The following is a 15693-nucleotide window of genomic DNA, read 5'->3' as shown; positions in this document are numbered from 1 at the left end:
AAGGGGAATAAATATGAGGAAAAAATATATAATATTGGCCGTAATTGCTTTGCTTGTAGGAGTATTAGCTCTTAGTGCATGCAATCATAGCTCTGAAAAAGATGACAGCATTGCTGTAATAAATGAGAAAGATAATGAAAAAGGCACCAACGAAAATGAAGTAAAGGATATTTTGAAGGACACAGTAAGCGATACTGTCTATAACACCCTTCAACCCACAGCAACTCCTGTAGCGGAAATTAAAATTGTTGCAGTAGGAGATATTCTTTTGGGTCGAGGCGTGGGTATGAGGCTGAAAAGCGGCAATAAGGACTATATATATCCTTTTCTTGAGGTAAAGGACATCTTAAAAAAAGGTGATGTAGTGTTTTGCAATCTGGAGGAGTCTATTACTGACAGTACTCATTCTCTTACAGGAATAAAAGATGGCGGTAAGTATGTGTTAAAAAACGATGTTGAAGCAATAGAGGGGCTTAAATTTGCCGGGTTTAATCTAATGAACCTTGCGAATAACCACATACTTGATTATTATGAGCGAGGGCTGTTTGACACGATGGAGATTTTAGATAAAAACGGCATCAAGTATGCGGGAGCAGGAAAGAATATTGAGGAAGCCAAGAAGCCTGCCATAATGGAAGTAAAGGGTATGAAGGTAGGAATGCTGGCTTATACTGATATGGCAGAGGTTGTATACAAGGGTAATCCGAACTACAAGTTTGCAGCCGGACAGGACAAGCCGGGAGTGGCACCAAGACCTTTAAAGTTTGATGACTCAATTAAGAAGGATATTGAGCAAGTACGGGACGAGGTAGATATTTTAATTGTTTCGCTTCACTGGGGAGTAGAAGAAAGCTTTGAAGTTTTGCCTGAACAGAGGGAGTTTGCCTACAGTCTTTTAGACAACGGAGTAGATGTTATATTAGGTCACCATCCTCATCAGTTTCAAGGTATAGAAATCTACAACGGCAAACCCATTATCTACAGCATGGGCAATTTTATTTTTGACCAGAACGACCCTGAGAACCAGGAGTCCTTTATTATTACAATGGATTACAAGGGTAACAAACTAGTTGGATTAGAGGCGATACCTGTGAGGACAATTGGGAAAATTCAAGTGGTTCCCCAGAAGGGCAACGAAGCAAAGCCTATTTTGGAAAGGGAAAAAAACTTATGCAATAAGCTTGATACCAGTTGTTTTATCAAGGATGATAAGTTGTATTTTGAATTGGGGAATGATGGTAATTTAAGATAAGAGAGTCAAAAGAGAGTACGTTTTTTCATTTGCATTAAAAAAATAGCAATTTTCTACAACATTATAGCATTGTATATATCAATATTTATGGTATTATTGGATAGTAGAATAAATTATATATAAAGGCTGAATAAAGTGAGGTGTTTAAAAAAGTATTGACGAATCTTTTGTATTAGGAGATACTGGTTATTTTATTTAAAAATTTCCAAGTGATTGCTATTATATTTTACTTATTGTACAATATATTGAAGAAAAAAATACGTTCGTAAGGTACTCATAAAGAACTATTAAATGTATTTAATAAATATGTAAAGACATTCTGAAGTATTTTTTTATTTTGGATATTGTTCTAATTTATTGGGTAAATATATAGTGACATTTTACTTTTGAAAGGTGTTGAGAAGGATGGATGCATGGCGCGAATTCAATAAAGGTGACTGGTGCCAAGAAATTGATGTACGTAACTTTATAAACAGCAACTATACTCCCTACGAAGGCGATGATAGCTTTCTTGCGGGGCCTACGGAGAAAACGAAAAAGCTCTGGGATAAAGTTTCTATGCTTCTAAAGAAAGAACGGGAGAATGGCGGGGTATTGGATGTTGATACCCATACTATTTCAACAATCACATCGCATAAGCCAGGATATATAGACAGGGACCTTGAAGTTATTGTGGGGCTTCAGACGGATGAACCATTAAAAAGGTCGATAATGCCTTTTGGCGGTATGCGTATGGTAGTTAAGGGGGCCGAAGCTTATGGCCATGAAGTTGACCCTGATGTTATTGAAATATTCACAAAATATAGGAAAACCCACAACCAGGGTGTTTATGATGTATACACTCCTGAAATGAGAAAAGCAAAAAAGGCTGGAATTATTACAGGACTTCCTGATGCCTACGGCAGAGGAAGAATAATCGGTGATTACAGAAGAGTGGCACTGTATGGTGTTGACAGACTGATTGCCGAGAAAGAGTATGAATTGACAAATCTTGAGCTGGATTATATTGATTATGAGACAGTTCGAAACAGAGAAGAGATAAGCGAGCAGATTAGGGCCTTAGAACAGCTTAAGGAAATGGCTTTAAGCTATGGCTTTGATATATCAGGTCCTGCAAAGGATGCCAAAGAAGCGGTTCAATGGTTGTATTTTGGATACCTTTCAGCAGTCAAGGAGCAAAACGGTGCTGCAATGAGTATTGGAAGGATATCCACTTTCCTTGACATATACATCGAAAGGGATCTGAAAGAGGGCAAAATTACAGAGGAACTGGCACAAGAACTGGTTGACCATCTGGTTATAAAGCTAAGACTGGTGAGGTTTTTGAGAACTCCTGAGTACGAAAAGCTTTTCAGCGGAGATCCTACATGGGTGACTGAAAGTATCGGAGGTATGTCGCTGGATGGAAGAACGTTGGTTACAAAATCTTCCTTTAGGTTTTTGCATACCCTTTTCAACTTGGGACATGCACCGGAGCCAAATCTTACAGTACTTTGGTCTGTTAACCTTCCCGAAGGTTTTAAAAAGTACTGTGCAAAGGTATCAATCCATTCAAGCTCCATACAGTATGAAAGTGATGACATAATGAGGCAACACTGGGGAGATGATTATGGAATAGCCTGCTGTGTTTCTGCCATGAGAATTGGAAAGCAGATGCAGTTCTTTGGCGCAAGATGCAATCTTGCAAAGGCGCTTCTTTACGCTATTAACGGCGGAAAGGATGAAATGACGGGGGAACAGGTTGCTCCAATGTTTGCAGCAGTTGAAACCGAATGCCTTGATTACGAAGATGTAATGAAGAGATTTGATATGGTGCTTGACTGGGTGGCAAGGCTCTATATGAATACCCTCAATATTATTCATTACATGCATGACAAATATGCATATGAGTCCTTACAGATGGCGCTGCATGACAAGGATGTGTTCAGAACAATGGCATGCGGAATGGCCGGAATGTCTGTGGTGGCAGACTCCCTAAGCGCAATAAAATATGCAAAGGTAAAGCCGATACGTAACGAAAACAATCTTGTTGTGGATTACGAGGTTGAGGGTGATTATCCGAAATTTGGTAATAACGATGAGCGTGTTGATGAAATAGCTACAAAGATTGTAAAAATGTTCATGGATAAGCTTAAAAGACAAAGAACATACAGAAACTCCACACCAACCCTTTCTATACTTACCATAACTTCAAATGTGGTATATGGAAAGAAGACAGGAAATACGCCTGATGGCAGAAAGACAGGTGAACCTTTAGCACCGGGAGCAAATCCAATGCATGGAAGAGATATAAAAGGTGCACTGGCTGTTTTGAGCAGTGTGGCGAAGCTTCCTTATGAATATGCTCAAGACGGTATATCATATACTTTCTCCATAATTCCAAAAGCTTTGGGAAGGGATGAGGATACCAGAATAAATAACCTTAAGGCGTTGCTTGATGGATATTTCGGGCAGGGAGGTCACCACATAAATGTAAATGTGTTTGAAAAAGAGACACTGCTAGATGCTATGGAACATCCGGAAAAGTATCCACAGCTTACCATAAGGGTGTCCGGATATGCGGTAAACTTTATAAAGCTTACCAGGGAGCAGCAGCTGGATGTTATTAACAGAACAATTCATGAAAAAGTGTAATGGAAAGGACAGGGCAATGACATTAAAGGGGAGGATACACTCATTTGAATCCTTTGGAACACTGGATGGACCGGGGATAAGGTTTGTGGTTTTCATGCAAGGCTGCCCATTACGTTGCATATATTGCCATAACAGAGATACCTGGGATGCTAATGCGGGGAGTGAATATACTCCCCAGGAAATAATTGATGAAATGAAAAAATACATAAACTATATTAAATTCTCTGGGGGTGGAATCACAATTACCGGTGGTGAGCCTATTCTTCAGGCTGAATTCGTCACAGAGGTATTCAAGCTTGCAAAAGGAATGGGTGTGCATACGACACTGGATACCAATGGATTTGCCGATATAGAGAAGATTGAGGAGCTAATAAAGTACACCGATCTTGTATTGCTGGATATTAAGCATGCTCAGGAGGATAAGCACAAGATAATTACCGGTGTATCCAACGAAAAAACCAAGCGTTTTGCGCTGTATTTATCAGAACAAGGAGTACCTATTTGGATTAGATACGTCCTTGTGCCTGGGTATACCGATGATGAGGACGATCTTAAGATGGCAGCAGCTTTTATAAAGCAGCTTAGGACGGTAGAAAAAATCGAAGTTCTTCCTTATCACAGCATGGGAGCGTATAAATGGGAAAAACTCGGTCAAAAGTATGAGCTTGAAGGATTGAAGGAACCGAATGCAAAAGATGTGGAAAGGGCAAAACAAATCCTTTCCGGCAAGTGATAAAAGCAAAGAGCTATTTATCTATATCAATTTGTTTTGCTAAGTTTCGGCTTGGGCTTGGAGAGCCTTTTAATATTTCTTTTATGTTTGTTCTTTATATGAACGGTGTTAAAGACCTCCAGGTCTAATCTGTCAAATATTGAGGTGAAAATCTTTGCCGTGTACTCAGCGTCGTTTAGTGCACGGTGAAGGTTTTCTCCTATTTCTACTCCAATCAAAGTAAGAGCATTTTCAAGACTATATCTTTGCCCTGGCGGCAGTTCGTGAATAGATGAAAACTGCTTCTGAATGTCAATATTTCTTTTTAGCCAGTCAGTTCTTATCCTGTTGTATTTACAGTTTAACATCAGGTTGTGAACATCGTCATGTCCCCAACTTATCAGAATGTAGTCATCACCAATCCATCCGATGAATTGTTTTATGATATTCCTAAAATTGTCAGCATTATTAATGTCTTCTTGGGTGATTTTGGTTTTTTGCTTTACCACAGGAAAGAGTTTTTTAAAGTACTTTGGTTTAATAAAGGAGCTAAAGACACCTATTTCCTGCAGGTTATCATTAAGCTTTATTGCCCCTACCTCAATAATCTCATTGGGAATACTGCTTTTAAAGGGCTTGCTGTTAAGTTCTAGGTCATATACTATGTAATTCATACTCTTTTCTCTACTTTCTTATTAATTTTTAATTGAATCTTACAATAGGCATATATAATATGCTCAAAACTATACAGGCTCATTTATATTTTATTATGTTATAAAGAATGGGCTTTTATAATATCAAAAATAATGGTATTTCAATCTGTGAAAATTTTACTTCAGGCAACTTTTATATTATTACAACATCGTATTGTCTATACATAACTTTATCATATTATCACGCAAAAAGGGAGATTATATATTTATATTATTTAAAATAAATAGCTTTGGAGTGATATTAGTGAAAATAAAATATACTGCAATAATTCTCGCAATTCTTTTACTTACAGGCTGTAGCTCTAATATAAATAATAATGAGAATAATCTTGAATTTACGAGGCTTCAGCAGAATAACATTACCGAAGCAGGTTCGCCTGATGAAATCAGAATACTAAGTGCCAATACAACAGTAGGATATGAGGAATATGCAAGCATCAGTATAATTGGGAAACCGGGGGAAACGTACAGCATAACATCAAAATATAGATGGGGAGGAGAGGATGTTACAGCCTTTGAAAACAGGAAAGCAAATAGGGATGGAGTTGCAACATGGGTATGGAAGGTAAGATCAAACACAGCCCCGGGAACTTATCCGATTATAATAACTGGCGGAAATCAGCGGATTGAAACATCTTATACAGTTGAACCTTGAGCTTTGGCAAAAATAAAAAACTATTACACAATAAGAGTTGTTGTAATAGTTTTTTATTTTTAATACATTATGAAAATATAAATCAAATTTTACTATTTAGCTTTAAAGCCCTTAAACTCAGTCAGGATTGGAATTATCCTTGTCCATTTTATTGCCAAAATGGAATAAAAGCTTCGTCACGATATAAAACAATATTAAAACAGTGAATACTCCTGCAAGTCCCAATAAAGCTACATTAATACCCTTAGAGAATACTTCCCAATCTATACTCATTAATAATCAACTCCTTCTACATAAATGTTGGCACCAGTGCAAGAATCATACCACCGGCAACTATTGAACCTAATTGTCCGGCAACATTTGCACTTATGGATTGCGCTATAATGAAGTTTGAAGGATCCTCCTTGGTAGCCATCTGTTGTATTACCCTAGCTGACATAGGGAAGGCAGAAATTCCTGCAGCACCTATCATTGGGTTTATCTTATTCTTTAAGAATAAATTTAATATCTTAGCAAAAATTACTCCACCAGCAGTGTCAAATATGAAAGCAACAAGTCCTAAACCAATAATCAATAATGTACGTGGTTTAAGGAATTCCTCTGCTACCATGGTTGAACCGATTGTAATTCCCAAAAGTATGGTTACCAGATTGGCAAGCTCGTTTTGAGCGGATTTGGACAGTCTCTCCAGCACACCGCATTCTCTAATAAGATTTCCGAACATTAAGAATCCTACAAGAGCTACGCTGGATGGTGCAATAAGTCCGGCTAATATTGTAACTACTATAGGAAATAAAAGTTTAACAGATTTTGGTACTTTAACTTCAGTGTATTCCATGCGGATAAGTCTTTCATTTTTAGTGGTAAGAAGCTTTACGACCGGTGGTTGAATTATTGGAACCAGAGCCATATAGGAGTAAGCAGCAACAGTAATTGGTGCAATAAGACCTGCAGCCAGTTTCTGTGCAACAACTATGGAGGTTGGACCGTCAGCAGCACCGATAATACCGATTGTAGCAGCCTCAGGTAAATCAAAGCCTAATAAAATTGCAACCAGCATAGTAGCAAAAATACCAAATTGTGCGGCGGCACCGAAAAATAGCATGAAAGGATTTTTAAGCAACGGGCCGAAATCAATCATAGCACCTACGGCGATAAAGATTAATACCGGAAAAAGCTCTGTCTTTATTCCTGCGTTGTATAAGATAGATAAAACACCATCGGATCCTAAAGCATTGGAAAAGGGTATGTTTGCTAGAATTGCACCGAATCCGATAGGAAGTAAAAGAGTGGGTTCATATTCTTTTGCTATTGCAAGGTAAATAAGTATACCTGCAATAATAAACATAAAAATAGTTCCCCCGTTAATACCAAGAATACCTTTAAGAAGCTCTTCCACATTTAGTCCTCCTTATTATATTATTTGTTCCCATTACAGTATATTTATTTTATGTCCTTATTTCAAGTGTAATTATTATAAATTTCAAAAGCAAAGAAAAAGGTATTAAGGTCAACATAACTCAGTTTTATCAAAAATATGAAATTAATTTATACAAATTTGGTTCATATATAAGGAATGGTGGTAAAACTCATTGTATTTGTATTTAAAACTATTATTAATTAATTTTTTATTTATTATTTTGGTATTAATGGGGGGATAAGATTTGGATGGAAACCCAGCAAGATTAATATTAAGAATAGGCTCTAAAAAGCCATGTAAGTTGAAATTAAGAAAGTCAAAAAGAAGATTGTCTGTAGAAATAGCAGAAAAAAAGGATAAACTTTCAAGAGGGAAATTCAATTGCCTTTATAACATTATTAACAGTATCGATCTTCCAATAGTCAGTGTATCTTATCCGAGTTTTAACATAATAGATATTAACAATAAAGCACAGAGAGAAAAAAAGCTTTTGAAAAGATGCTTTCTCCTTGTTGATGAAATGAGAAAAGGTAATAATACATTAAATGTATTTTCAAAGACATATTCTTGCCGAAATCAGCAATGCATAGCTAAAATGCTTTGCACAAAGGCATCGGTATATCTTCCGAATATCGAGGTTGAGGACAATGGTAAGAAAATGTATTATAAATTAATGTGCCAGCCGATTTTGAATCCACATAATAAAATAATAGGTTTTATGATTAATTCAATTGACATAACCAAAGAGGTGGAAAAGAAAAAAATTGTAGAAAATCTAGCCAGGTTCAAGGATGAATTCTTGTATAGCATAACCCATGAATTTAAGACTCCTTTGGTGGTTATAAGTTCCGCTTTGCAGGCTATGGAAGTTCTTTGCAAAAATGAACTTACCGATAGAATTAAGATATACTTAAATAGAATTAAGCAAAATACCTTTCGGCAAATGAGACTTGTAAATAATTTGCTGGATATAGCAAAGATTGAGGCGGGCTATATCAAAATATTAAAGAAGAATCTGGACATTGTGGCTATGACTCGTCTGATAACCGAATCTGTATCCATGTTTGCAGAGTTAAAAGGGGTAAAGCTATTGTTTTATTCCAATATTAATAAGAAGATAATTGCTATTGACGAAGAGAAATATGAACGGATTATGCTTAATTTGCTCTCAAATGCAATTAAATTTACTCCTAAGGGTAAGACAGTGTATGTAGAAGTGTCAACTCAGGGAGGATATGTGGAGATAAAGGTCAAAGACAGCGGAATAGGGATACCCAAGGATAAAGTCAAGACCATTTTTGAAAGGTTCGTGCAGGTGGATAGCTCATTATCAAGAAATACTGAGGGTACAGGTATAGGGTTGGCCCTAGTTCATATGTTTGTTAGCTCTTTGGGTGGACAAATTACTGTAAAAAGTGAAGAAAACATTGGCAGCACCTTTACGGTCGCATTGCCGGATGTTGTAACTGAATACGGATGTGAAAATGACCGCCTTGTAGATTTATGTGATAATCGTTTGATACAGGCTATAAAAATAGAGTTTTCTGATATATATTTTGATGAAAATGATTCGGAAAGAAAGAAAAACCTTGAAACATAATGTTTCAAGGTTTTTCAACGTTGGTGCGCCATCGGGGACTCGAACCCAGGGCCCACTGATTAAGAGTCAGTTGCTCTACCAACTGAGCTAATGGCGCGTATTTTGTCCGCCGAACAATTATATATTATAAGAGCTAAATATCATGTTGTCAACACTAAATTTAAAATTTTTTTAGAAATTTTTTTATTCATGATAAGTGATAAATTGCCAAAAAAAAATTTAAAAAATTAATTGACATTGTTATAGGTGTTATTGTATAATACATCTTGCGTGATTGATAAATGACTTGCCGAAGTGGTGAAATTGGCAGACGCACTGGACTCAAAATCCAGCGGTAGCGATACCATGCCGGTTCGAGTCCGGCCTTCGGCACCAGGAAAATGAAGGGTTACAGTGATTAGCTGTAACCCTTCATTTTCATTGTAGACTTTATCCTGTTTATTATGAAGCGAGTATCTTTATTCTTACTCTAAGTAAATCATATGCAAAAGACCAAAAATGGCTTTTTGAAATGTTCGTAATCTGAGATGTTTTCCTTAAAATTGGATTATAAAATAATTGAAAATATGGTGTAGGTATGATATAATGGCCAGAAAACATAAAAGAGGTGTAAGATTGGAAACATCAAAACGGGAAATAACGCGAACTGTTAGCAAAGAATATATAAAAAAAATAACATTGATGCAAATTCAAGAATTTATCTTCCACAGCACATGCGGAAAATCTTTGTAAACTCTCCTGAATTTATCGAGCCATTACGCCTGAGTTTTGAAAGTACAATTGCTTATAAAAAAATAGAAAAAAATGAAATTCAGACAAGACTTATAACTCAGGAGGAGTTTGACGGACTTGAACCATCTCAAAAAGAGGCTTCTAAAAATCTGAGCTATGTAGGTTTAGCAATTTGCTTAATGGCTTGTATTATTGTATTTGCGGCAATTTTTAGTCTTAATCCCGGTGAAATTACTAAAGAAACAGTGGTGTGCCTAGGCTTAATTTTGCTTGGGTTCATTCTTGGTGGGTTTGGGGTTATTTTAAATGCAAAAGATGCAGTAATGAAGCCCGATTCGCAGATAGCTGAAGGAACTGCAATACTTTTGGATAAGGTATATCAAAGGGGAAAATCGGGTACTCATACTTTTGTAATGGTTGCATTTAATGATCAACAGGCATATGTACGCAGTATTAAATGCAACTTGTATGATTATAATATGATGAGTGTCGGGTCTAAGGTTTATGTTAAGGTTAAAGGTTCATCAGCAACTGCGTATGTTGCAAAATAAAAGGCTAACTTCTTAGGACGCCTTTTATATAGGCCCTTGGAGTGAAGGAAAAAGGTAAAGTTGCAAGTAAAGCTTTGAAAGAAGAAATATTAGCTTAATGATTTATGAATAATGAAAATACGATTGAGTATTTGCGAAAGGCAATAATTATTTTTAGTATATCCCCTTAGATTTATTACTGTGGCATTGCAAAGGAAAAAATGCTATAATTATTCACTGAAAACACTGAGGTTAGTCAAAATCAAGAAGGGGGATACTATGTATAATCAAAGTAATGCTAGGAGTGTCAATCAAGTTGCCACTTCTAAACACCCGACAAAAAGAAGAAAAATAGGCTGTTTAGGCTGCTTTGGATATTGTTTGCTAACGATTTTAGTTGTAGTGGTTGGCTTTTTTGCATTTAATACAATAAGAAATAAGATTGAAGAAAAAGAACAACAGAAGTTGGAAGCTAGATTTGATTATGAGCAGAAACTTTCTGCGGAGGATAAACTTACTCAGGCCTTTAATAAAGGTGAAATTTCGGCAGATACATATATTTTGCAGATGGCATACAGTTTATATGATGTTGAAAAGCTTGATCCGTTATATAAATCAGATAATGATATTGATTTTGCACCGAATCTTTTTGACTTGATTATAAGGCATATAGATGAACTCAGCGATGCTACGTTAGAATATGTTGCCAAGAATACTATGATGACGGATATAAGGATTCATCCCGATGCCAGTCAGGATACAGTGGCATATGATAAGAAATGGAAGCCATTTTCCGAATATGTATTTGCCAATGAGTATGACATTACTATCCTTGACAAAGCGGTTTTATCTCCTAGCGGTAAGTTTTTGATATGGTATACCGAAACAGGAAAAGCAGCAGTAAAAGATGAAACTGTTCAGGAACTGGCTAAAACTGTGGATGACATTGCTGAGGATATAAGCGATTTTCTAGATATTGACTGGGATTATGATTTTAATAAATTCAACTCCGGTAGCTATAAAGATATGAAGACAGTATTGGACGAATGTGGCATTGATGAAAATGCAATAGAAAAGGCACTTCCTATTTTTATTTATGAACCACCCAATAATGATGGTGCAGCGGCATGGTATTGTAGAGATATGAAACCTTTTGAAGAATTCATGGCTTGGTTAGGTAAGTATATTGTCTCTGAAGATGAAGTCAAAGAGGTGAGCTCGGTGTATTCTCTACCTTATATTGTTATCAAGACTTCTTCTATCTCGAATATGGAGAGTTTGAATGTGATTTTTGCCCATGAGCTAACGCATCATTTTCAAAGAATATACTACAATGACCTGAGTTATAATGCTCCCGGTTTTACAAGTGAGACGGTTGCTAATTTCGTAGCTGCAAGTATTATTAAGAATAAAGGAACAAACACTTTAGTAAATAGCCATGCCAATGCGTATATAGGTGCTGTTGAACATCATTATGTTAATATGATATTTGGAGAAACTAGTGGATATGCTGAGTTTGTTTGGGCAAAATCATATGCGGATATTGTGGATAATGGAAAGCAATATCTGAAAGAATCATTGCTGCAAAAAGAACCTTTTAAATTTCTTCGCGAGAAAGCTGGAGATTCATACCAAATGGTGCTTGAAGATCTTGCAGTACGTAATATTACTAAGGACTATCAGGAAAAGGCGTTTATTTCAACAGATTATCCAAAACCTATAGCTTCACTTGGCCGCTATGTGGATTCTCAAGAAAACTCCATTTACCCCAACTGTTTTCACTATTACTATCTTGATACTAAATCCTATTATGCGTCAAAATCTTTAATTCAAATGAAAAATGATGGGGAAACTAAGATCTTTATTAAGATACTTGGTAGAAAAAAAGAAAACTATAGGCTTGTTAATACACTATATTGTGATATAGGCAAAGAATTAATAATTGCAGATTTCTCAAAAGATGATTTCAAAAAATATGATGAAATAATTTTGGCTCTTGGAAATTGCGATACAATAAATAGTCCTAAATATCAATTGATATCTTTATCTCCAGCTGTAGTAGATCTTTATGAGACAATTACAGGACTTGAAGAGCTCAATCCATGGGAAGTGAATGGGGACTGTATTACTATTAATGTTAAAGATTTTGTTGAGGGAGCAACTACACTGACGGATTATTTGAATCGAGCAATCCCATATATTAGTGCTGAGGTTGAGTCAGAGGACACGGCAATTATTGTAGAGTATTTAGGTGCGATTAAGGATGAGATTAATAGAATTGGAGATGGCTTTAAACAATTTGGAGAAATGTTTGACTATAAAACTGTTCGTATTTATACTATGCCGGTAAAAAACACCGTGCTATCCGATGATGAAATTCATAAGATGGCATTGGATATGATGCCTAATCCAAAACTTAAAATTATTGACAAGGTTGAGGACGGCATGCACTTGTCAATGGGAGGAGGTATTCAGCCTTTTTCAAAAACTCAGCTTATTTTCTATACAGTGATTACAAAGCCTGGAGAAGAAAAGGTCATGTACCGTATTGAATTCGAAAAATAAATATTAATGAAGACTAATTAAAGCGTAGCCTTACTCGTGAAATTATTTATGAGTGAGGCTACTTTTTATTTTAAAGGGCAAATTGGCTATTTCAAGAGTGATGGCATCCATTGTGATGTTGGAGTGTGAAGGAAGTCGGATGGAATTGCTATTATAAGGAAGTGAAATTAAAAAGCAACATATTCTTATGTATATTTCCTTAGATTTAATACTGTGGTATTGTAAAGAAAAAAATGCTATAATTATTCACTGAAAATACTGAGGTTAGTAAAAATCAAGAAGGGGGATACTATGTATAATCAAAGCAATGTTAGAAAAGTCAATCAAGTTATTACTTCTAAACGCCCGACTAAAAGAAGAAAAATAGGCTGTTTAGGCTGCTTTGGATATTGTTTGCTAACGATTTTAGTTGTAGTGGTTGGTTTTTTTGTATTTAACACAATAAGAAATAAGATTGAAGAAAAAGAACAACAGAAGTTGGAAGCTAGATTTGATTATGAGCAGAAACTTTCTGCAGAGGATAAACTTACTCAGGCATTTAATAAAGGTGAAATTTCGGCAGATACATATATTTTGCAGATGGCATACAGTTTATATGATGTTGAAAAGCTTGATCCGTTATATAAATCAGATAATGATGTTGATTTTGCACCGGATCTTTTTGACTTGATTATAAGGCATATAGATGAACTCAGTGATGCTACGTTGGAATATCTTGCCAAGAATATTATGATGACGGATATAAGGATTCATCCCGATGCCAGTCAAAATAGAGTAGCTTATGAAAAGAAATGGCAACCCTTTTCTGAATATGTATTTGCCAATGAGTATGACATCACAATCCTTGACAGAGCGGTTTTATCTCCTAGCGGTAAGTTTTTGATATGGTATACCGAAACAGGAGAGGGGTCAATAAGTCGTGAAATTGCTCAGAAACTAGCTAATACTGTGGAAAATATTGCAGATGATATTAGTGAATTTTTAGATGTTGAATGGGATTATGATTATCAAGAACTCAATTCCGATAGCTATGAAGATATGAAAAAGGTTTTAAATGAATGTGGCATTGATGAAAATGCAATAAAAGAGGCACTTCCTGTTTATGTTTATGATCCTCCAAGAGTGAATGGTGCAGTGGCCTGGTATGTTAGAAATTTTGACCCTATTGAGAAATTCGGGAATTGGTTACAAAAGGTAATTTTTGAAGAGGATGAACTCGATGAAAAGGCCACAGTTTATTCTGCACCTTATATTGTTATCAAGACTTCGGTTATATCCGATATGGAAAGCCTTAATGCGCTTTTTGCACATGAATTGACACACCATTTTCAGAGGATATATTACAATAATCTAGAACATAATCCTCCTAAATTTACAAGCGAAACAGTCGCTAATTTTGTGTCTGCAAGCATTAATGAAAATAAAGGAACAAATACTATACTAAATAGACATGCAAATGACAGTATGGATATTCTTGATTATCATTTTGATAAAATGGTATCTGGAAATGCCTGTGGATATGGTGAGTTTGTTTGGGCAAAATCATATGTAGATATCATCCCAAATGGAAAGCAATATCTATGGGAATCGTTACTGGAAGAAGAAAATCCTTTTAAATTCCTTCGCGAAAAAGCTGGAGATTCATATCAACTGGTACTTGAGGATTTTGCGGTGCGCAATATTACCAAGGATTATCAGGAAAAGGGGTTTATTTCAACAAAATTTCCAAATCCGAAAGCAACGCTTAGCCGCTATATGGATACTGAAGAACATATTATTCACCCTAACTGTTTGCATTATTACTATCTTGATATAAAATCTTTTTACAAGTCAACATCTACAATTCATATAAAAAATACTGAAGAAGCTAAAATCTTTATTAAGGTACTTGGCAGAAAAAAGCAAAATTATAGTCTTCTGGATACACTTTATTGTGATATGGGCAAAGAATTGATGATTGCAGATTTCTCAAAAGATGATTATAAAAAATATGATGAATTGATTTTTGCTCTTGGAAATTGCGATACAGTAGCAAATTCTAAATATCAAATCAAATCTCTATCGCCTGCATCGATAGCACTATATGAAGTGCTGACAGGACTTAAAGATGTTGATCCATGGGAAGTGAATGGAGACTGTATTACTATTAATGTTAAAGATTTTATGAAGGGAGCAACTACACTTACGGATTTTTTGGTTCGCATAATTCCATATGTAAGTGCAGAAATGAATTCTGAAGATTCACCGATCGTTGTAGAGTTTTTTGAATATCTTAGAGATGAGATTGACAGGATTGGAGAGGCTTTTAAACAATTTGGAGATATGTTTGACTATAAAACTGTTCGTATTTATACTATGCCGGTAAATGACTCGGTGTTATCCGATGATGAAATTCATAAGATGGCATTGGATATGATGCCTAATCCTAAACTTAAAATTATTGACAAGGTTGAGGACGGCATGCACTTGTCAATGGGAGGAGGTATTCAGCCTTTCTCAAAAACTCAGCTTATTTTCTATACAGTGATTACAAAGCCTGGAGAAGAAAAGGTCATGTACCGTATTGAATTCGAAAAATAAATATTAATGAAGATTATTTATAACGCAGCCTTACTCGTGAATTTATTTATGAGTGAGGCTACTTTTTATTTTTATGAAGAAAGTGATTTTTTTGATGTAATGGGCGTTATATTTGAAGTAGGCGATGATACAAATGATTTGCTTGTTCCTTATATACAAAAGATTGATTCGGAAATCTCAAAAGAGAAAATTAACGAGGTTTATATTAAGGCAAGCCTTGGAAAAATTAGTTCGCGGCAATTTTGGTGTGAATTGGGTTTTGTAAACGGATATGAATAAATAGAAAGAGAACATCTTGAT

At 35.6% G+C, this 15693-nt stretch carries 12 protein-coding genes and 2 tRNA genes; 10 read left to right on the top strand and 4 right to left on the bottom strand.

The features are described from left to right. Positions 1-13: 13 nt before the first annotated feature. The 3 genes from EFD62_RS03120 to pflA all read left to right on the top strand — a co-directional run bounded on the left by EFD62_RS03120 (position 14) and on the right by pflA (position 4619). Positions 14-1252: a CapA family protein gene (locus EFD62_RS03120; RefSeq protein WP_069193967.1), complete on the top strand. Its 1239-nt coding sequence runs from the start codon at positions 14-16 to the stop codon at positions 1250-1252. Positions 1253-1657: 405 nt separating this feature from the next. After that, positions 1658-3886, top strand: a complete 2229-nt coding sequence (gene pflB, locus EFD62_RS03115; RefSeq protein ID WP_128705724.1) for a formate C-acetyltransferase — start codon at positions 1658-1660, stop codon at positions 3884-3886. A gap of 16 nt (positions 3887-3902) precedes the next feature. Further along, complete coding sequence (gene pflA, locus EFD62_RS03110) at positions 3903-4619, top strand: pyruvate formate-lyase-activating protein (RefSeq protein WP_069196272.1); 717 nt, start codon at positions 3903-3905, stop codon at positions 4617-4619. 26 nt (positions 4620-4645) lie between these two features. Here pflA and EFD62_RS03105 read toward each other — a convergent pair whose 3' ends face one another. Beyond that, positions 4646-5272: a 3'-5' exonuclease gene (locus EFD62_RS03105; protein ID WP_069193965.1), complete on the bottom strand. Its 627-nt coding sequence runs from the start codon at positions 5270-5272 to the stop codon at positions 4646-4648. 283 nt (positions 5273-5555) lie between these two features. Here EFD62_RS03105 and EFD62_RS03100 point away from each other — a divergent pair, with 283 nt between their 5' ends. Continuing rightward, entirely contained in the window at positions 5556-5966 is a 411-nt protein-coding gene (locus tag EFD62_RS03100) for a hypothetical protein (RefSeq protein WP_069193964.1), read from the top strand. Positions 5967-6083: 117 nt separating this feature from the next. On the opposite strand, the gene EFD62_RS03095 is transcribed toward EFD62_RS03100, so the two are convergent. Continuing rightward, positions 6084-6239 carry an OadG family protein gene (locus tag EFD62_RS03095; RefSeq protein ID WP_069193963.1) on the bottom strand — a complete coding sequence of 52 codons (156 nt, stop codon included), beginning with the start codon at positions 6237-6239 and terminating at the stop codon, positions 6084-6086. A 16-nt stretch (positions 6240-6255) separates the two neighbouring features. Further along, the gene (locus EFD62_RS03090; RefSeq protein ID WP_069193962.1) at positions 6256-7365 is read right to left on the bottom strand and encodes a sodium ion-translocating decarboxylase subunit beta; all 1110 of its coding nucleotides are present in this window, start codon (positions 7363-7365) and stop codon (positions 6256-6258) included. A gap of 265 nt (positions 7366-7630) precedes the next feature. Here EFD62_RS03090 and EFD62_RS03085 point away from each other — a divergent pair, with 265 nt between their 5' ends. After that, positions 7631-8986: a sensor histidine kinase gene (locus EFD62_RS03085; RefSeq protein ID WP_069193961.1), complete on the top strand. Its 1356-nt coding sequence runs from the start codon at positions 7631-7633 to the stop codon at positions 8984-8986. Positions 8987-9007: 21 nt separating this feature from the next. Here EFD62_RS03085 and EFD62_RS03080 read toward each other — a convergent pair. Next, positions 9008-9083: transfer RNA gene (locus EFD62_RS03080), tRNA-Lys, on the bottom strand. Positions 9084-9274: 191 nt separating this feature from the next. Here EFD62_RS03080 and EFD62_RS03075 point away from each other — a divergent pair. The 5 genes from EFD62_RS03075 to EFD62_RS17990 all read left to right on the top strand — a co-directional run bounded on the left by EFD62_RS03075 (position 9275) and on the right by EFD62_RS17990 (position 15672). Then, a tRNA-Leu gene (locus tag EFD62_RS03075) sits at positions 9275-9361 on the top strand. 338 nt (positions 9362-9699) lie between these two features. Beyond that, positions 9700-10269 (top strand): hypothetical protein, encoded by a 570-nt coding sequence (locus EFD62_RS03070; protein WP_128705723.1) that lies wholly within the window; start codon positions 9700-9702, stop codon positions 10267-10269. Between the two features lie 258 nt (positions 10270-10527). Beyond that, positions 10528-12813, top strand: a complete 2286-nt coding sequence (locus EFD62_RS03065; RefSeq protein ID WP_128705722.1) for a hypothetical protein — start codon at positions 10528-10530, stop codon at positions 12811-12813. Between the two features lie 291 nt (positions 12814-13104). Then, positions 13105-15393, top strand: coding sequence for a hypothetical protein (locus tag EFD62_RS03060; protein WP_128705721.1), 2289 nt, complete (start codon positions 13105-13107; stop codon positions 15391-15393). A 48-nt stretch (positions 15394-15441) separates the two neighbouring features. Next, positions 15442-15672, top strand: a complete 231-nt coding sequence (locus EFD62_RS17990; RefSeq protein WP_235832548.1) for a hypothetical protein — start codon at positions 15442-15444, stop codon at positions 15670-15672. The last annotated feature ends 21 nt before the right edge of the window (positions 15673-15693 follow it).

The sequence above is a fragment of the Acetivibrio mesophilus genome (assembly GCF_004102745.1).
Lineage (GTDB): Bacteria > Bacillota > Clostridia > Acetivibrionales > Acetivibrionaceae > Hungateiclostridium > Hungateiclostridium mesophilum.
The sequence above is the reverse complement of the archived record's forward strand: the minus strand, read 5'-3'. Positions and strand labels throughout refer to the sequence as shown.